This is a genomic window from Solimonas sp. K1W22B-7, from assembly GCF_003428335.1.
GTDB lineage: Bacteria > Pseudomonadota > Gammaproteobacteria > Nevskiales > Nevskiaceae > Solimonas_A.
Map to the genome: position 1 here is coordinate 2,789,500 of NZ_CP031704.1, position 18,264 is coordinate 2,807,763.

Genomic DNA, 18,264 nt, shown 5'->3' on the forward strand with positions numbered 1-18,264 from the left:
CCGCGTCATCCGCGGCTGAAATGCTTTTTTGAGGCTCATGACTTCTTCGTGGCGGCCGGTCTTTCGACCAGCTCCAGGTAGCGCTCGCGGGCATCGCGGGCGCGGGTATAGATGTCGAGGATCACCGGACCGTCGTCGTCGGTGATGGCGTCGCGCAGCTTCTGCAGTTCGCCGAGGTAGCCGTCGAGCGCGCCCAGCACCGCCGCACGGTTGGCGCGGGTGATGTCGTGCCACATCTTGGGGCTGCTGGAGGCGATGCGCGTGAAGTCGCGGAAGCCGCCGGCGGCGTAGGCGAAGATTTCCTTGCGCGAGTCCAGGGTGTTGAGGAAGTCCACCAGGGCGAAGGCCAGCACGTGCGGCAGGTGGCTGGTCGCGGCCAGCACCTCGTCGTGGTGCTCTGCGCTCATCTCGCAGACCACGCTGCCGGCCGCTTCCCACAGGGCGCGCACGGTGGCCAGCGCCGCCGGGTCCTGCCCTTCATGCGGCGTCAGGATGCAGCGGCGCCCCTGGAACAACTCGGCAAAGGAGGCTTCCACCCCGCTCTTCTCGTTGCCGGCCACCGGATGGCCGCCGACGAAGCGCGCCGGCAGCACGCCGAACACCGCCGCCACGTCTTCCTGCACCGACACCTTGGTGCTGCCGACGTCGGTCAGGATCGCGTCGTCGCGCAGCCAGGACGCCAGCTGCGACAGCACCTCGCGGGTCTGCAGCACGGGCACCGACAGCAGCACCACGTCGGCGTCGCGCACGGCCGCTTCCAGGGAATCGGCCGCGTGGGTCGCCACGCCGAGTTCGATGGCAGCGGCCACGCGCGCCGGATCGACGTCATAGCCGATCACTTCGTGCACGACCCCGGCCTTCAGCACCGCCCGCGCGAACGAGCCGCCGATGAGCCCCAGACCGATGATGGCGAGTCGCTGCACGCTCACGACGCGAGGATCTCCCTGAGCGCCGCCACCAGGCGATCGTTTTCCGCCTCGGTGCCGATGCTGAAACGCAGGAACTGCGGCATCTGGTAGGACGCCACCGGGCGCACGATCACGCCGCGCTGCATCAGCGCCTGGTTGATCGGCGCGGCGTCGCGGCCGAAGCCCACGGCGATGAAGTTGGCCTGCGAGGGCAGCACGCTCAGGCCCATGCCGCGCAGCACGGCGGTCAGGCGCGTGCGCTCGCGGTTGTTCAGTTCCACCGAGCGCGCCACGTGGTCCTGGTCGGCCAGCGCGGTTTCCGCCGCCAGCAGGGCCAGGCTGTTGTTGTTGAAGGGCTGGCGCACGCGGTTGAGCAGGTCGGCCAGTTCGGGGCTGGACAGCGAGTAGCCCACGCGCAGGCCGGCCAGGCCGTAGGCCTTGGAGAAGGTGTGGAACAGCACCAGGTTGGGGTACTGGTCGAGCCAGGCGCGCGCCGGGCTGCGCAGCGCCGGCTCCATGTATTCGTCGTAGGCCAGGTCCAGCGCCACCATCACCTGCGGCGGCACCTGCTTCAGGAAAGCCTCGATATCCGCCGGCGCCAGCCAGGTGCCGGTGGGATTGTTCGGATTGGCGATGAATACCAGCGACACATCGGGGTTGGCCTTCAGCGCGGTGGCGAAGGCCTGCATGTCATGCCCCAGCGGCTGCGCGTCATCGGCCGGACGCGCCGGCACCACCACCGCGCGGGCACTCTGCGCCTGCGTGATGATCGGGTACACCGCGAAGGCGTGCTGCGAGAACAGCGAGGCGCGGCCGGGGCCCAGGAACAGGCGTCCCAGCAGCTCGATGATGTCGTTGGAACCGTTGCCCAGGGTGATGCATTCCGGGGCGATGCCGCGGAAGTCGCCGATGGCCTTCTTCAGGCGGAAGCCGCCGCCGTCCGGGTACAGCGCCAGGTTGCCGTGGGCCAGCACCTCGGCGATCGCCGCCTTCACCGCCGGGCTCGGGCCCAGCGGGTTCTCGTTGGAGGCCAGCTTGATCGCGTGGCTGATGCCCAGGCGGCGCTGCAGCTCCTCGATCGGCATGCCCGGGGCGTAGGCCTCCAGGCTCAGCACGCCGGTAGCGGCGTTTTTCAGCAGGGGTGAGGTCACGGGACAGCCCTAGAACGGTGCGGTGGGATAGGAACCGAGGATCTTGAAATAGGCCGAGGCCGCGCGGACTTCCGCCAGCACCGACTCGATGCGCGGATCCAGTGCGTGGCCGCGGAAGTCGATGAAGAAGTAGTAGTCGTGCACCGCCGCGCCCTTGACCGGCCGCGATTCGATGCGCGTCAGGTCGATGTTCTCGCGGGCGAAGGGCTGCAGCAGCTTGAACAGCGCGCCGGGCATGTTGCGCTGCGCGGTCAGCACCACCGAGGTGACGTCGTCGCCGGTGGGCGACGGGTCGTGCTTGCCGATGATCAGGAAGCGCGTGGTGTTGTTGGGGTCGTCCTCGATGTTCGAGGCCAGGATGTTCATGCCGTAGAGCTTGGCCGCCTGCTGGCCGGCGATGGCCGCCCCGCCCTTCTCGCGGGCGATCAGCACCGCCTGGGCGTTGCTGGCCACGGTGTCCTTCTCGGCCTTGGGCAGGCGCGCATCCAGCCACTTGCGGCACTGCGCAAAGGACTGCTGGTGCGAGTAGATGTGCGTGATGCCCTCGATCGAGGTCTCGGTGGACAGCAGGCAGTGGTGGATCGGCAGCGTCACCTCGCCGCAGATGCGCAGCGTGGTCTGGGCCAGCTCGTCCAGGGTGTGGCTGACGATGCCGCCCAGGGAGTTCTCCACCGGCACCACGCCGTAGTCGGCATTGCCGGTTTCCACGTCGCGGAAGATCTCGTCGATCGCCGCCGCCGGGCGCGCCGTGATGCTGTCGCCGAAGTGCTTCTGCACCGCCGCCTGGGTATAGGTACCCTCGGGCCCCAGGTAGGCGATCTTCAGCGGCGATTCCAGCGACAGGCAGGCCGACATGATCTCGCGCATCAGCCGCGCCACCGTCTCGTCGGTCAGCGGGCCGGTATTGCGCTCCATCGCGCGGCGCAGCACCTCCGCCTCCCTCGAGGGGCGGTAGTGGTTGCCGGTGCTGTCGCCCATCTTTTCCTTGATGTGGGCGACATCCTGGGCGATGCGGGCGCGCTGCGAGATCAGCGTCTGGATCTGCTCGTCCAGGGCGTCGATCCGGGTGCGGGCCTGGGCCAGTTCGTTGTTCATGGGTGCCGTAACGAAAACAGGGAGCGCGATTGTACGCGCTCCCCTTGCCGTCCCCTAGCCCTTCCAAGACCAGGCAGTCCGCGAATGAACGCAAATAAACGCAAATTAATATTCCGGCCTATTCGCGTTCATTTGCGTCCATTTGCGGACCGATGTCTTCTTTAGGCTTAGCGGGCCGGGATGCAGCGCACCGACAGCACGCCCTGGATGCCCTGGAGTTCCTGCACCACGTCCTGGGCGCAGCCGGAGTCCACGTCCACGATGGTGTAGGCCAGATCGCCGCGCGACTTGTTGAGCAGGTCGGCGATGTTCAGGTTGTGCTTGGCCAGGGTCGTGGAAATCTGGCCGACCATGTTCGGCACGTTCTCGTTGACGATGCACAGGCGGGTCTTGCCCGGCAGCAGGGCCATCACCGCCTCGGGGAAGTTGACCGAGTTGCGCACGTTGCCCAGTTCCAGGAACTCGCGCAGCTGGTCGGCAACCATTACGGCGCAGTTGTCCTCGGCCTCGCCGGTGCTGGCGCCCAGGTGCGGGGTCGCGATCACGCGGGGGTGGCCCTTGAGGGCATTGCTCGGGAAGTCGCAGACATAGGCGTGCAGGCCGCCGGCGTCCAGCGACTCGATCACGGCCTTCTCGTCGACGATGGCCTCGCGAGCGAAGTTCAGGATGACGCCCTTCTTGGGCATCAGCTTGAGGCGGTCGGCATTGATCAGGCCGCGGGTGGCGTCCAGCAGCGGCACGTGCACCGAGATGAACTGGCTCTTGGACACCAGGTCGTCCACCGACAGGGCCTGGCGCACGCCGGAGTTCAGCTGCCAGGCGTTGGTCACCGTCATCGCCGGGTCATAGCCGTAGACCGTCATGCCCAGTTCCAGGGCGGCGTTGGCCACCTTGACGCCGATGGCACCCAGGCCGATCACGCCCAGGGTGCGGCCCGGCAGCTCGAAACCGACGAACTTCTTCTTGCCGTCCTCGACCGCCAGGTGCATGGCCTTGTCGTCGCCGTCGAGCTTCTTCACGAAGTCCAGGGCCTGCGGGATGTTGCGCGCCGCCAGCAGCATGCCGGACAGCACCAGTTCCTTGACCGCGTTGGCGTTGGCGCCCGGGGCGTTGAACACCACCACGCCGCGCTTGGACAGGGCCGCGACCGGGATGTTGTTGGTACCGGCGCCGGCGCGGCCGATGGCCTTCACGCTGGTCGGGATATCGAGCTTGTGCATGTCGGCCGAGCGCACCATCACGGCGTCCGGGCTGGACAGCTCGGAGGCGACTTCGTAGCGCTCGCGCGGCAGGCGCTCGAGGCCGAGGACGGAGATGTTGTTGAGGGTCTGGATCTTGAACATGGGAAGATTCCTTTAAAGATTTAGTCAGTCCGCTAATAAACGCAAATAAACGCCAATAGAAGAAATAATTTATTTGCGTTCATTCGCGTTCATTTGCGGACCAGAGTCTGTTGCGTCTCAGCCGCGCGTACGGGCGAATTCCTTCATGTATTCGATCAGCGCGTTCACGCCGTCCTGCGTCATCGCGTTGTACAGGCTGGCGCGCATGCCGCCCACCGAGCGGTGACCCTTCAAGCCCGACAGGCTGGCGGCCTTGGCGCCCTTGAGGAACTCCGCGTCCAGCTCGGCATTGGCCAGCACGAACGGCACGTTCATGCGCGAGCGGTTGGCCTTGGCCACCGGGTTGCTGTAGAAGTCCTGGCTGTCGATGTAGTCGTACAGCGCTCCGGCCTTGCGGGCGTTGCGCTCACCGATGCCCGCCAGGCCACCGTTGTCCTTGATCCACTTGAACACCAGGCCCGACACGTACCAGGCGAAGCACGGCGGGGTGTTCAGCATCGACTCGTTGTCGGCCATCTGCTTGTAATCGAAGATGCCCGGCGTGGTCGCCATGGCCTGGCCGATCAGGTCCTCGCGCACGATCACGATCGTGATGCCCGAGGGGCCGATGTTCTTCTGTGCGCCGGCGTAGATCAGGCCGTACTTGCCGATGTCGATTTCGCGCGACAGGATGTTCGACGACATGTCGGCCACCAGCGGCACGCCGTTGGTCTCGGGCTCCTGGTGGAACTCGACGCCGTGGATGGTCTCGTTGGGCGTGATGTGCACGTAGGCCGCGTTCGGATCCAGCTTCCAGTTCTTCACGTCCGGGATGCTGGTGAACTTGTCGCCCTCGCTGCTGGCGGCGATGTTGACCTTGCCGTACTTGCCCGCTTCCTTGGCGGCCTTCTTGCCCCAGTCGCCGGTCAGCACGTAGTCGAAGCCGGCCTTGCCGCGCAGCAGGTTCATCGGCAGGAAGGTGAACTGGCCGGTGGCGCCGCCCTGCAGGAACAGCACCTTGTAGTTGGCCGGGATACCCGCGATCTCGCGCAGGTCCTTCTCGGCGTCCTGGGCGATGCTCATGAATTCCTTGTCGCGATGCGACATTTCCATCACCGACATGCCCGAGCCGTGCCAGTCCAGCATTTCGGCCTGCACCTGCTCGAGTACGGCCAGCGGGAGGGTCGCGGGGCCGGCGCTGAAATTCACGATTCTTTTCATGGTCAATGTCCTGGGCAATGAGTGTTAAATGTTTTTCGTACCGCCACTTCTTCAGTGGGAGCGGCCTTGGCCGCGAAAATCCCACATTTACCGCCTGACCCATCGCGGCCAAGGCCGCTCCCACAAGGTCAAGCCCATTTCTCTACATCAAGGTTCGGCACCGCCGCGAACGCCTGCGGCCGGTCCGTCACCAGCACCAGTTGGTGCGACAGCGCCGTCGCCGCGACCAGCAGGTCGTAGGCGCCGATCTTCTCGTCCATCTGCTGCGCGTAGGCCGCCAGCGTCACCGCCTGCTGGGTCTCCGCCACGTCGAAGGCAATGACCTTCACGTTGGCAAAGAACTCCTTCAGCAGCTTGGCGTAGCGCGCCTGCGCCCGCGGCTGCGCCCGCAGCGCCGCCTCGGCTTCCATCCGGCTGATCGCCGCCACCGCGATGTCGCTGGGCTTGAGCTTGGACAGCTTCAGCACCACCGGCAGGCGGCCCTTGACCGCTCCGGCGATCACGTTGGCGTCCAGCAGGTACTTCACCAGCGAGTTTCCGCCGGGCCGCCAAGATGCTCGCGCCAGGCCTGGAAATCCAGGGTGTCCTGGGCCAGTTCCGGGGCCGGGTTGCGGAAGTGCGCCAATAGCGACTCCGGCCAGTCCTTTTCCTCGTTCCGCGCCAGCCATTCCTGCACCGCCATGGAAATCAGGCGGTTGCGCGTGACCCCCGCCCGCTCGACCGCCTTGTTCAGGCGTTCGATGGTGGCTTCGTCGAAATGGACGCTGAAATTCATGGACTTAGTATATCACCTAACAGGACATGTTAGTCAATATGGAATGCCCTGGAATGTAGGAGCCAGCTTGCTGGCGACCTCTAGCCTGTCGGCAGTCCCACAGGGATTTCCTGCGGTCACAAGCTGCCTCCTACATGTCCGGCCGAGTGGCCCGAGTCAGGCCGGCACGGCGAGCTGCTCCACCATGCTGCGCGCGATCTCGCGTTCGCCCATGACGATGAAGCTGGCGCCGCGCTTGCGCAGGTAGTCGACTTCGGCGTCGGAATGGGCGCGGGCGAAGATGCGCAGCTCGGGCTGCACTTCCCTGGCCTGCTGGATCACCTGCCCGGCCTCGAAGGCATTGGGCACGGCCAGGATCAGGGTGCGGGCCTTGGTCAGCTGGGCGGCGCGCAGGGTGGCGGGCTGGGCGGCATTGCCGACCAGCACCGGGATGCCCCGCTCGCGCAGGCGCTGCACGCGCTCGTCCTGCTCCTCGATCACCAGGAACGGCGTGCCCTGCTGCTGCAGGGTCTCGACCACGGCGCTGCCGACGCGGCCGTAGCCCACCACCACGACGTGATCGGAAATGACCGGGGTGTAGGCGCCCACGGCCCGCACCTGGCCCCAGCGCCGCTCCAGGCGATCCGAGATGATGAAGAAGAAGGGGTTGGCGATGATCGAGAAGATCGCGGCGGCCAGGATCACGTCGCGCGCGGTCTCGGTCAGCAGGCCCAGGTCCACGCCCAGGGTCGCCAGGATGAAGGAGAACTCGCCGATCTGCGCCAGGCTGGCGGCGATGGTCAGTGCGGTGCCGCGCGGGTACTTGAACGCCAGCACGATCACCATCGCCGCCAGCGACTTGCCCAGCACGATGATCAGGAAGGCCGCCAGCACCAGCCAGGGCTGCGTCACCAGGATCGAGGGGTTGAACAGCATGCCCACCGAGACGAAGAACAGCACGGCGAAGGCATCGCGCAGCGGCAGCGTCTCCTGCGCCGCCTCCGAACTCAGCTCGGACTCGCTCAGCACCATGCCGGCGAAGAACGCACCCAGGGCGAAGGACACGCCGAACAGCTGCGCCGAGCCGAAGGCCACGCCCAGCGCCACCGCCAGCACGGCGAGGCGGAACAGCTCCTTGGAACCGGTGCGGGCGATCATGTGCAGGATGCCGGGGATCAGGCGCCGCCCGACGATCAGCATGAAGGCGACGAAGGCGGCAACCTTGGCCAGGGTCAGCAGGATCGCGGCGAACACACTGGGGTTGCTGCCCGGCACGGCGTCCGGTACGCGCCCGCCCATGGCGCCGGCCAGGGCCGGCAGCAGCACCAGGGCCAGCACCATCGCCAGGTCCTCGACGATCAGCCAGCCCACGGCGATGCGCCCGCGATTGGTCTCGATCTGTCGCCGCTCTTCCAGGGCGCGCAGCAGCACCACGGTACTGGCCACCGACAACGCCAGACCGAAGACGAAGCCCTGTGCCATCGGCCAGTCCACCGCCCAGGCCAGCGCCATGCCCAGCAGCGTGGCCACCGCCATCTGCGCGATGGCGCCGGGGATGGCGATGCGCTTCACCGCCATCAGGTCGGCCAGCGAGAAATGCAGGCCCACCCCGAACATCAGCAGGATCACGCCGATCTCGGCCAGCTCCGGGGCCAGCGCGGGGTCGGCGACGAAGCCGGGGGTGAAGGGACCGACGACGATGCCGGCGAGCAGATAGCCTGCCAGCGGCGGCAGGCGCAGGCGGTGGGCCAGCGCGCCGAAGATGAAGGCCAGCACCAGGCCCATGACAATGGTCGCGATCAGGGGCGTGTGATGCGGCAAACGGGTTCTCCCTCTGGTTATGTCTCCGGTGTCATCGGAGGGGACTCGTGCGAGTCCCCTCCTCTGATCCCCGAAGCGGCGCCAAGTTCGGCACCGCAGATGATAACCGGGAGGCCTGCCGGCGGCGCTGCCGCCGGCAGGCGACCACGAAACAGCCTCAGGGCAGCGTGAACAGCATGTCGTGGAAGTTCTGCTGCGAGGCGGACAGGTCCTTCTTCTCGGTACCGTTCACCAGCACCCCGCCCTCGTCCACCAGCATGCGCAACGACTGGGTGCCCTCGTGCGGCAGCAGCGCTTCGATCGAACCGCCGCTGCTGTGCTGCACGGTGCCCAGGTACTGCGGCGCCGAGGTCGGCAGGCCATCCCAGCTGTAGAGGAAGAACTGCGCTTCCGGGTCGGAGCTGATGTGCCCGGCGACGATGTACATCTTGTTGTCGGTGGCCGACCAGACCATGCCACGGATGCCGTAGCCCCCGAGGTCCAGGCGGATCGCCTGGCCGAACACCGGCGTGCTGCCGGTGGCCGCCTGCAGCGGGTTCTCCAGCGTGACGACGATCGCCAGGTTGTTGATCAGCGGATTGCGCAGGCCGATGGCGACACGCGGCGTGGCGCCCGGCAGCTGCGCCAGGCCCTCGATGTTGAAGCCATCGATCTTCGGCGCCAGGTTCGGCACGGTGGCGGTGCCGAGCTTGGTGCGGTCCTTCAGCAGGTTGATGACGGCGGTATCCGGCTGCTGCCACTTGCTGCTGTCGAGCAGGTTTTCCAGCAGCGTTTTCGTGTAGCCGGTGACGGTCAGGCCAGTGGTGGCGCCGCTGCCCGAGATCGCCAGGCGCGCGAAGCGGTAGCGGTCGGCCTTGTACTCGCCGTCCTTGTTGCGGCCGTGCGAGGTGATCACCAGCAGGTCGTTGCCGATGCGCGCCGCGTCCTCGAAGTCCGCTTCCTTGGACAGGCCCAGGCCGCTGCCCAGGTCCCAGGTCTTGACCGAAGTGCCGCTGGTGCCGGCCTTGTACAGGCGCACGACGTTGGTCTCGTCGTTGAAGTTGATGAAGTGATCGCCCGCCCAGACCGCGGCGGAACCGTCGGAGGTGGTGTTGTAGGTGGCGGTGCCGGGGACGCCCGGCGGGGTCGGCGTGCCGCCGCCGGTCACGGTGAAGGCACTCGGCCAGGCCGGGGCGCTGCCGTCGTTGCCGGTCCAGTTGGCCTTGTTGGCGATGGCGGCCAGCAGCACGGCCTTGGTGCCGCTGGTGGGTCCGGTGTAGGCGTAGTTGTCCTTCTCGTTCAGGGCCACGGCGGTGGCGCCGTTGCTGAGGCCGGCCGGCAGCGCGGAGTTGTTGTTGCTGCTGGCATTGCTGGCCCAGCTGCTGCCGTCGTCGTTCACCGCGAACAGCGGCGTCGGGCTGGCGGCGCTGCCGCTGTAGACGGTGATCTGGTCGCCGCTGTTGGACACGTCGGACATGTTGAAGTTGATGACGCTGCCCGCGGCGACGCCGCCGGTCGGGGCGGTCCAGCTCACGTGGTTCTCGCCGCTGCGGAAACCGCCGGTGGACTTCCAGCCCTCGTCGGTGATGCCCAGCGTGGTGCCGGCCGGGAGGTCGACCAGCGCGACGAACGCGGTCTTGTCCGGCGCGTCGCTGTAGATGCCGATGACGGCGACGTCGCCCGGCTGCAGCGCGGAGGCCAGCGCCGGGACGGAAGCGATTGTTGCGAAAACCAGGGAACGGGCAAAGCGCATCTGGAACCCTCTTCGAATGTCGTTATGGGGAAACCGCTGGATTCCCGCGACAGCTGGAGCCTTGCGCTCCAGTCCGGGAAGCGCGCGACGCTACGCGTTTCCCGTGAAACTTCGATGAGGATTTGATGAATCGCCGACCGGCTTCCGGCGGCTGCTCATGAAGCAGCCGCCGGACCCTGCCGGATACCGCGGGGTCGCCGCTTACTCGGCGGCGTCGCCCGCGTCGGTTGCAGCATCGGGGGCAACGTCAGGCACGATCTCCGCACTGGCCTCCGGCGCGTCGATCGCCGGCAGCACCACGGCCTCGTCCTCGGCGACGTAGCGGTCCACGCCGACCAGGCGGTCGCCGTCCACCGGACGCATGATGCGCACGCCCTGGGTGTTGCGGCCGGCGATGCGCACTTCCGCGGCGCGGGTACGGATCAGGTTGCCGGACTCGGAGATCAGCATCAGTTCATGGCGGTCGTCGACCGTCACGGCGCCGATCAGGCGACCGGTCTTGTCGGTCAGCGCCTGGCCGATGACGCCCTGGCCGCCGCGACCGCGCTTGGGGAACTGGTCGATCGGCGTGCGCTTGCCGAAGCCGAACTCGGACACCGTCAGGATGTCGCCGGTCTCGGGCACGATCAGCGAGATCACGCGTGCGCTCTCGCCGTTGTCGGGCGTGTCGTCCGCGGCCTCGTCGGCCTCGGCGACCACGGCCTCTTCGCCCTCCTCCTCGGAACCGGCGAAGCTCTTGAGCAGGCGCATGCCGCGCACGCCGGTGGCGCCGCGACCCATCGAGCGCACGTCGCCCTCGTTGAAGCGGATGGCGCGGCCGGAGTCGGAGATCAGGATGATGTCGTCATGGCCGGAGGTCAGCGCCACGCCGACCAGTTCGTCGTCGACGCGCAGGTCCACGGCGATGAGGCCGTTGCTGCGCACGTTGGCGAAGGCCGACAGCGGGGTCTTCTTGACCGTGCCGCGGCGCGTCGCCATGAAGATGTAGCGATCCTCCGCTGCCGGATCTTCCGCATCCGGCGCGGCGCCGAAGGACTCGATCGGCAGCACGGCGTTGATCTTCTCGCCGGCTTCCAGCGGCAGCAGGTTGTTGAAGGGCTTGCCGCGCGAGCCGCGCGAACCGGAGGGCAGCTCGAACACGCGCAGCTTGTAGCACTTGCCGGAGCTGGAGAAGCACAGCAGCGTGTCGTGCGAGTGTGCCACCCAGATGCGATCGACGAAGTCTTCTTCCTTGGTCGCCGTGGCCATCTTGCCGCGGCCGCCGCGGCGCTGGGCCTGGTACTCGTCCATCGCCATGGCCTTGACGTAGCCTTCGTGCGACAGCGTGACCACCATGTCCTGCGGGGCGATCAGGTCTTCATGGGCAATGTTCAGCGCGGCGCTGGTGATCTCGGTGCGGCGATCGTCGCCGTAGGCTTCCTTGATCTCCAGCAGCTCGCTGCGAATCACCGACAGCAGGCGCGGCTCGGAGCCGAGGATGTCGAGGTAATCCAGGATCGCTTCCAGCAGTTCGCGGAACTCTTCGTGGATCTTGTCCTGCTCCAGGCCGGTGAGGCGGTGCAGGCGCAGTTCCAGGATCGCCTGGGCCTGGGCTTCCGAGAGACGATAGCCGCCGTCGACGATGCCGAACTCGGCGGCCAGGCCGTCAGGGCGCGAGGCATTGGCGCTGGCGCGCTCCAGCATCGCCGTGACCGGGCCCGGATCCCAGGTGCGCGAGACCAGCCCGGCCTTGGCTTCCGCCGGCGAGGGGCTGCGCTTGATCAGGGCGATGATCTCGTCGATGTTGGCCAGCGCCACCGACAGGCCTTCCAGCACATGGGCGCGTTCGCGCGCCTTGCGCAGCAGGTAGCGGGTGCGGCGCGTCACCACTTCGCGACGGTGACGGACGAAGATCTCCAGCAGCGACTTCAGCGACAGCAGCTTGGGCTGGCCGCCGTCGAGCGCGACCATGTTCAGGCTGAACACGATCTGCAGCTGGGTCTGCTGGTACAGGTTGTTGAGCACCACCTCGGCGTTCTCGCCGCGGCGCAGCTCGATCACCATGCGCGTGCCGTCCTTGTCGGACTCGTCGCGCAGCTCGGTGATGCCCTCGATCTTCTTGTCCTTGACCAGCTCGGCGATGCGCTCCAGCAGGCGCGCCTTGTTGACCTGGTACGGCAGTTCGGTGGTGACGATCGACTGCTTGTCGTTGCCGATGTCCTCGAAGTGCGTGCGCGCGCGGATCACGATGCGGCCGCGGCCGGTGGCGTAGGCGTCGACCAGCCCGTGGGCGTCGAGGATCTGGCCGCGGGTCGGGAAATCCGGCGCCGGGATGTGCTGCATCAGCTCGCGCAGCTCGATGTCCGGGTTGTCGATCAACGCGACGCAGCCGTCGATGACTTCGGACAGGTTGTGCGGGGGGATGTTGGTCGCCATGCCCACGGCGATGCCGGAGCTGCCGTTGACCAGCAGGTTCGGGAACTTGGTGGGCAGTACCGTCGGCTCGCTTTCGGAGCCGTCGTAGTTCGGCTGGAAGTCGACGGTTTCCTTGTCGATGTCGGCCAGCAGCTCATGCGCGATGCGCGTCATGCGGATTTCGGTGTAGCGCATCGCCGCGGGCGCGTCGCCGTCCACCGAGCCGAAGTTGCCCTGTCCGTCCACCAGCAGGTAGCGCAGCGAGAACGGCTGCGCCATGCGCACGATCGTGTCGTAGATCGCGCTGTCGCCATGCGGGTGGTACTTACCCATCACGTCACCGACGATGCGCGCCGACTTCTTGAAAGGCTTGTTGTAATCGTTGTGCTGCTCGTGCATCGCAAACAGCGAGCGGCGATGCACCGGCTTGAGGCCGTCGCGGGCGTCCGGCAGCGCTCGGCCCACGATCACGCTCATGGCGTAATCGAGGTAGCTGCGGCGCATTTCGTCTTCGAGATTTACCGACAGAACTTCTTTAGCAAAATCAGTCATTTGCAAACTCGCGTCCGCCTTGCGCGGAGCTATGATTTATGTACAGGAATTTGTCGATACATTCTAACATAAACCGGGGTACAAATACCCTTCCGGACAGGGCTCCGCCACCCCCTGCGGCAGGTGCTGGAAGGGCCCCTGTCCGGACCCGCCGGAACGGGCCTTCCCGGGGCCGAAAAATTCGCTTAACGGCGACGGCGCAGCGACAGCCCGAAGCCCGCCGCCAGCAGCCCCAGCACCGCCCCCAGGCTGAGGATGGCATCGCGCCAGGCCTTGCCCAGCGGGTCCAGGAACTGCCACTTGTGGAAGCTGGAGAAGCTCCACTGCTCGGCCACGTCCAGGCCGCCCGCCCGGGCCGCGACCAGGCCGAAGGCGGTGTCCACGAAGACCCGCTCGCCTTCGCCTTCGATGCGCCACACCGGCAGGCGCTTGTTGGCGAAGCCGTATTCATCGGAGAAGCCAGCCTGCAGGCGTGCATCGGCTGAAGCTCCCGCCCCTGCCAGCCGCCGCGCCAGCGCCGCCTCGTCCGCCAGCGGCGCGCCGCTGCGGGCATCGAACAACCGCAGGCGCTTCGCGTCGTAGCGGGCCCGCCAGACCGCGCTGCCCTCGCCCAGCGGCAGCAGGCTCAGCGACCGCGCGCCGGCGAGTTCCCCAGGCCAGGACAAGGGGCCCTGCACGGCCTGCGCCGGCACAGCCGGTGCAGGCAGCAGCAGCGGCGACAGCCGCAGCAGGTGGAACAGCCCGCTGGCCGAGAACATCAGCACCGGCGCCCAGGCGATCCACGCGAGACCGCGATGCCAGCGCCGCGCCTGCGGCGCCGCGGAACGCCGACGCAGGCGCAGCAGCAGGCCGATGCCGAGCATCGCCATCGCCAGCACGCTGCCCACCGCCGACAGGCCCAGGCCCAGCCGCAGGCCTTCGGCGCCGTCGAGGAAGTCCAGCGTGTGCACGGTCTGGAACAGCGTCAGCAGCAGGCGCTTGCGCCGGTCGGTCAGCGAGGCCAGGCGATCCTCGCCGGTGCTGACGTAGGCGGTGAGCCCGCGTGCATCGGCGAACTCGACGCGCCAGGCCGGCAGCAGGCGGTTCACCGCCGGGTATTCGCGGTCGTAATGCCTGACCTCCACCACGCTGGCCAGCGGTTCGACCGCCAGCCCGGTGTAGTGCCGCGCCAGCAGGATCGCGCGCTCGCGATCCGCCCCCGCCACGGGCTCGCCGCTGGCCGCGTCGACATAGCGCAACTGCTGGCGATCGGAGGATGCCCGCTGCCACAACACCCGCCCGTCCTGCCGCAGCAGGCGCAGGATGCCGGCCGGTTCGGCCAGCACCGGAGGCTGCGCCGGCAGGTCCAGCGGCTCTCCGACCGGCGGCGCCATCGCCGCCGGCCGGGGATTGGTCCAGGACATCAGCGGATGCAGCAGGCCCGAGGAGGCCCACAGCAGCAGGCTGACGCCGGCCAGCAGCGACAGGCGCCGGTGCCAGCGCATCACCCAGGCCGTCACCTCACCAGGCCCAGCGCAGGCCGCCGTACACCGCCCTGCCCTCACCCGGGTAGAACAGGTTGCGGCTGGTCGCCGTGCTGTAGTCGGTGGTGGCCGAGACGCTGCTGATGTAGCGCTCGTCGGACAGGTTGCGGCCCTCGATGAACAGGCTCAGGCCATGCGACAGCTCGACACCGCCTCCGAGATTCCAGGTGGTGAAGCCCGGCGCCTCCAGGGTGTTGGCGTAGTCCACCGTCAGCCCCGAGGGCGAGCGCTCGATGCCGGCCTCGACGTGAAAGCCCGCCGGGTGGTCGTAGCGCAGCTCGGCGGTGTAGTAGTGCCGCGGCTGGCCGGCCAGGCGGTTGTCGCCGTAGGTCGGATCGCCGTCGAAGCGGAAGTCGGCGTAGGTGTAGACCTGCTGCAGGGTCAGCGAATCGCCCGCCCGCGCCACGTCCTTCAGCAGCTTGTAGGCCAGCCCGGCCTCGACGCCCTGGTGGATCGTATCGCCGGCGTTGAACTGGATCGCGTTGGTCGGCGAGCAGGCGCGCTGCAGCACCTCGTCGCGGATCTCGGCGCGGTAGACCGACAGGTCCCAGGCCCAGCGGCCCTGCGTGCCGCGCGTGCCCAGTTCCGCGGTCCAGGCCTTCTGCGCGTCCAGGTCGGCGAAGCCGCCGACGCCAGTGCCGGCGCAGCTTTGAACCGTGGAGTTCTGGTTGAGGTCGCCGAAAATCGGCGGCTCGTAGCTGCGGCTGACATTGGCGAACAGCTGCGCCTTCGACTGCAGCGTGTAGAGCAGGCCCAGCTTGGGATTGAGGCCCTTGTACTCGCGCTCGGCCGACTCCGCCGCGTTGCGGTTGTCGCTGTAGTCGCGCTCGGCCAGCACGCCCTGCAGGCCGCCGACCAGGGCCAGCGCCGGGGTCAGCCACAGGCGGTTCTCGGCGTAGAGGTTGTACTCGGCCGCTTCCTCGTCGGCGTCGGCGGTCTGCGCGCCGCGGTCGCCACCGAGACTGGCGAAGACCTTGGCGTCGTTGTGGCCGGCGCCGATACGGCTGCCCAGCGTCAGCTCGTTGCGGCGGCCCAGCAGCGTGCCCTCGCCCGCCCACTGTGCGAAGGCACCGAAGAAGTCGCCCTGCTGGTCGATCACGATGCCGGTGATCGGGTGGTAGAGCTTCTTGTGGAAGTAGTAACCACCGGTTTCGAGCTGGCCGCCGGCCAGCGGCAGGCTGCTGCGGTTGGCCAGGCGCAGCGACTCGACGTTGCGGCCGGTGTCGAAGCTGTTGGCGGTCGGTAGCACCGTGCGCGGGTTCTTCAGCGCGGCGTCGTAGCCGAGGGTGCCGGGGATTTCCTGGTTGATGTCGTTGACGTTGAGGTAGAAGCGCGTCTCCGCCTGCTCGCCGAGGCGATAGCCGACGTTGCCGTTGAAACGGCGGTTGTCGGTTTCGCTCTGGTCGCGGAAGCCCTCGGACTGGTTGGCGGTGAGGCCGGCGTAGACATCCCACTTGTCGCCGGCACGCGCCACCGCGACATGCTCGCGGAAGCTGCCGAAGCTGCCGCCTTCCAGGCGCAGCAGGTTCTCCTGCACCGCGGTGCGGCCGGTGGGACTGACGGCGTTGATCGCACCGCCCAGCGCCGAACTGCCGTAGCGCAGGCCGTTGCCGCCCTTGTAGACCTCGACGTAGCGCAGGTTCAGCGGGTCCACTTCCTGGAAGTCGCCGAAGCCGTCCGGCAGGTTCACGGGAATGCCGTCCTGCAGCAGCAGGATGCCGCGCAGGTGGTTGCTGCGGCTCAGGCCCGAGCCGCGGATCGAGATGCGCACTTCCTCGGCGAAACGGGTCTGGGCGAACACGCCCGGGGTGTCGCGCAGCATGTCGCGCAGGTTGCGCGTGTAGCGATCCTGGAATTCCTCGCTGGAGACCAGGTCGACACCGCCCGGCGTCTGCTCGATCCGGTCATGGGCCTGGCGGACCGTGGGCGCGGTGGGCGAACCGGCGCGCTCGCCGGTGACCGTGACCGGCTCGAGAACCACCACACCGGGTTCGGAAACCTCGTGGGCGGACAGCGTGAAGGGCAGCAACAAAGCGAGCGCGGCCAGCGGCCGGGCCTGCGAAAGACGCAAGGACATCTCGTGAACTCCTGGAACACGGCCGTGGACGGCCGCTCAAGTCGGGACCGCGGCGCCGGGCGCGCGCGGGCAAACGGGCGACTTCAGGAATACGAGGGAGGGCCGCGGGCCGAGGTTCCGCGCTCGCGGCGCGGCGTGACAGCAGCCTGCGGCCGGACAACGACCCGCAGCGGCGCGAGTGCAAGGTCCAGCAGGGGCGCGGCGGCCGCCAGGCCGGCCATGCCCAGGGCAAGACCGAAGGCGCATTGCTCGCCGACGGCATGCTGGCCGGCGGGAGTTTCGTCGGTCTTCCACAGGGTCTTGGGACCCTGTGGGGTACACAGCACGATACCGACGCCGCCGGCACCGAACTGCGGCATGAAGCCCGGCGCGACCAGGCCGCGGGCGAACAGCACCGCCAGCAGCAGCCACAGCACAGCCGCCCGGCGCGGGGTGCGCAGGTGGTGCAGGCTGGGCGTGGGGGCGACGGTCATGGGGCGGGATTGTAGGGCAGATCGGGCCGCTGGATCGGAACGAAATGGACTTAGCTTATCCGGTGTCTTCTGTCCCCTCTCCCGCTTGCGGGAGAGGGTGCCCGGAGGGCGGGAGAGGGTTGCTGTAAATCTGCCGATAGTTAGTCAATGCCAGATTTACAGAAACCCTCTCCCCTACCCCTCTCCCGCAAGCGGGAGAGGGGACAAACCTTTCTTCAACCCAACAGCGCCCGCACCGCCGCCTCGTTCACCGGGCTGATCACGCCGCGCTCGCAGACGATGGCGTCGATCAGTTCGGCCGGGGTGACGTCGAACACCGGGTTGAAGGCGTCGTAGCCCAGCGGCGCCACCGGCTCGCCGCGGAACTCGGTCAGCTCGCGCGGGGTGCGCTCCTCGATGGGGATGGCCTGGCCGCTGGGGCAATGCAGGTCGAAGGTGCCGCTGGGGGCGGCGACCATGAACTTCACGCCGTGGCGCCTGGCGGCCACCGCCAGCGCATAGGTGCCGATCTTGTTGGCGGTGTCGCCGTTGGCGGCGATGCGGTCGGCGCCGACGATCACCCAGTCGATCTTCTCGCGGGTCATCAGGTGCGCCACGGCGCCGTCGGCCACCAGCTTGGCCGGGATGCCTTCCTGCTGCAGCTCCCAGGCGGTCAAGCGTGCACCCTGCAGCCAGGGCCGGGTCTCGGTGTTGAAGACCTGCGCCAGGTGGCCGGCGGCCCAGGCGCTGCGGATCACGCCCAGGGCGGTGCCATGGCCGCCGGTGGCCAGGGCGCCGGTGTTGCAATGGGTCACCACCTTGGCGCCCTGACCCAGCAGGGCGGCACCGTAGGCGCCGATCTTCAGGTTCTGCGCCAAGTCCTCTTCATGGATGGCGATGGCCTCGGCCAGCAGCGCCGCGGCATCCGGGGTGCGGCGCCAGACCTCGCGCATGCGCTCCAGCGCCCAGCGCAGGTTGACCGCCGTGGGGCGCGACTCGGCCAGCACGCGGAAGGCCGTGTCGAAGGACTGCGGGTCGCGGTTCACGGCCAGGACCAGGCCGTAGGCGGCGGCGATGCCGATCGCCGGGGCGCCGCGCACCGCCATGCCGTGGATCGCACTGGCGACATCCTCGGCGCTCTGGCAGTCGAGGTAGGACAGCTCATGCGGCAGCACGCGCTGGTCCAGCAGGCGCAGGACAGGATCGGCCCAGACGATGGGCAGGACGTGACCGGACATCGAAACGCTCCGCGAAGGTAGAAT

The 18,264-nt window shown here is 67.9% G+C and carries 14 protein-coding genes; all 14 read right to left on the reverse strand.

Annotation, left to right across the window (positions count from 1 at the left end):
* Positions 1–35: 35 nt before the first annotated feature.
* Positions 36–929 carry a prephenate dehydrogenase gene (locus D0B54_RS12690; protein ID WP_117291686.1) on the reverse strand — a complete coding sequence of 298 codons (894 nt, stop codon included), beginning with the start codon at positions 927–929 and terminating at the stop codon, positions 36–38.
* Complete coding sequence (hisC, locus tag D0B54_RS12695; RefSeq protein ID WP_117291687.1) at positions 926–2,059, reverse strand: histidinol-phosphate transaminase; 1,134 nt, start codon at positions 2,057–2,059, stop codon at positions 926–928. Before hisC ends, D0B54_RS12690 begins: the two co-directional genes overlap by 4 nt.
* Before the next feature lie 9 nt (positions 2,060–2,068).
* Positions 2,069–3,154, reverse strand: coding sequence for a prephenate dehydratase (gene pheA, locus D0B54_RS12700; RefSeq protein ID WP_117291688.1), 1,086 nt, complete (start codon positions 3,152–3,154; stop codon positions 2,069–2,071).
* Between the two features lie 167 nt (positions 3,155–3,321).
* Positions 3,322–4,497 (reverse strand): phosphoglycerate dehydrogenase, encoded by a 1,176-nt coding sequence (locus D0B54_RS12705; RefSeq protein ID WP_117291689.1) that lies wholly within the window; start codon positions 4,495–4,497, stop codon positions 3,322–3,324.
* A 117-nt stretch (positions 4,498–4,614) separates the two neighbouring features.
* The gene (gene serC / locus D0B54_RS12710; RefSeq protein ID WP_117291690.1) at positions 4,615–5,697 is read right to left on the reverse strand and encodes a 3-phosphoserine/phosphohydroxythreonine transaminase; all 1,083 of its coding nucleotides are present in this window, start codon (positions 5,695–5,697) and stop codon (positions 4,615–4,617) included.
* Between the two features lie 128 nt (positions 5,698–5,825).
* On the reverse strand, positions 5,826–6,224 hold the full coding sequence (locus tag D0B54_RS12715; RefSeq protein WP_117291691.1) for a PIN domain-containing protein: 399 nt from the start codon (positions 6,222–6,224) through the stop codon (positions 5,826–5,828).
* Positions 6,221–6,472, reverse strand: a complete 252-nt coding sequence (locus tag D0B54_RS12720; protein WP_117291692.1) for a ribbon-helix-helix protein, CopG family — start codon at positions 6,470–6,472, stop codon at positions 6,221–6,223. Before D0B54_RS12720 ends, D0B54_RS12715 begins: the two co-directional genes overlap by 4 nt.
* Positions 6,473–6,628: 156 nt before the next feature.
* Positions 6,629–8,272, reverse strand: coding sequence for a YbaL family putative K(+) efflux transporter (ybaL, locus tag D0B54_RS12725; protein ID WP_117291693.1), 1,644 nt, complete (start codon positions 8,270–8,272; stop codon positions 6,629–6,631).
* 157 nt (positions 8,273–8,429) lie between these two features.
* Positions 8,430–10,004, reverse strand: a complete 1,575-nt coding sequence (locus D0B54_RS12730; protein ID WP_117291694.1) for a DUF3616 domain-containing protein — start codon at positions 10,002–10,004, stop codon at positions 8,430–8,432.
* Positions 10,005–10,205: 201 nt separating this feature from the next.
* Positions 10,206–12,950 (reverse strand): DNA gyrase subunit A, encoded by a 2,745-nt coding sequence (gene gyrA, locus D0B54_RS12735; RefSeq protein ID WP_117291695.1) that lies wholly within the window; start codon positions 12,948–12,950, stop codon positions 10,206–10,208.
* A 185-nt stretch (positions 12,951–13,135) separates the two neighbouring features.
* Complete coding sequence (locus tag D0B54_RS12740; RefSeq protein WP_240433637.1) at positions 13,136–14,434, reverse strand: PepSY domain-containing protein; 1,299 nt, start codon at positions 14,432–14,434, stop codon at positions 13,136–13,138.
* A 16-nt stretch (positions 14,435–14,450) separates the two neighbouring features.
* Positions 14,451–16,550, reverse strand: coding sequence for a TonB-dependent receptor family protein (locus D0B54_RS12745; RefSeq protein WP_117291697.1), 2,100 nt, complete (start codon positions 16,548–16,550; stop codon positions 14,451–14,453).
* Positions 16,551–16,633: 83 nt separating this feature from the next.
* Positions 16,634–17,023: a hypothetical protein gene (locus tag D0B54_RS12750; RefSeq protein ID WP_117291698.1), complete on the reverse strand. Its 390-nt coding sequence runs from the start codon at positions 17,021–17,023 to the stop codon at positions 16,634–16,636.
* Positions 17,024–17,238: 215 nt separating this feature from the next.
* Positions 17,239–18,240: an S-methyl-5-thioribose-1-phosphate isomerase gene (gene mtnA, locus D0B54_RS12755; protein WP_117291699.1), complete on the reverse strand. Its 1,002-nt coding sequence runs from the start codon at positions 18,238–18,240 to the stop codon at positions 17,239–17,241.
* Between the last annotated feature and the right edge of the window lie 24 nt (positions 18,241–18,264).

Bases quoted from the DNA above. Each gene is read 5' to 3' on its own strand.
- D0B54_RS12740 (WP_240433637.1), bottom strand. From the start codon at position 14,434: ATGCGCTGGCACCGGCGCCTGTCGCTGCTGGCCGGCGTCAGCCTGCTG.
- serC (WP_117291690.1), bottom strand. From the start codon at position 5,697: ATGAAAAGAATCGTGAATTTCAGCGCCGGCCCCGCGACCCTCCCGCTG.
- D0B54_RS12705 (WP_117291689.1), bottom strand. From the start codon at position 4,497: ATGTTCAAGATCCAGACCCTCAACAACATCTCCGTCCTCGGCCTCGAG.
- D0B54_RS12745 (WP_117291697.1), bottom strand. From the start codon at position 16,550: ATGTCCTTGCGTCTTTCGCAGGCCCGGCCGCTGGCCGCGCTCGCTTTG.
- D0B54_RS12720 (WP_117291692.1), bottom strand. From the start codon at position 6,472: ATGAATTTCAGCGTCCATTTCGACGAAGCCACCATCGAACGCCTGAAC.
- mtnA (WP_117291699.1), bottom strand. From the start codon at position 18,240: ATGTCCGGTCACGTCCTGCCCATCGTCTGGGCCGATCCTGTCCTGCGC.
- D0B54_RS12730 (WP_117291694.1), bottom strand. From the start codon at position 10,004: ATGCGCTTTGCCCGTTCCCTGGTTTTCGCAACAATCGCTTCCGTCCCG.
- D0B54_RS12750 (WP_117291698.1), bottom strand. From the start codon at position 17,023: ATGACCGTCGCCCCCACGCCCAGCCTGCACCACCTGCGCACCCCGCGC.
- pheA (WP_117291688.1), bottom strand. From the start codon at position 3,154: ATGAACAACGAACTGGCCCAGGCCCGCACCCGGATCGACGCCCTGGAC.
- gyrA (WP_117291695.1), bottom strand. From the start codon at position 12,950: ATGACTGATTTTGCTAAAGAAGTTCTGTCGGTAAATCTCGAAGACGAA.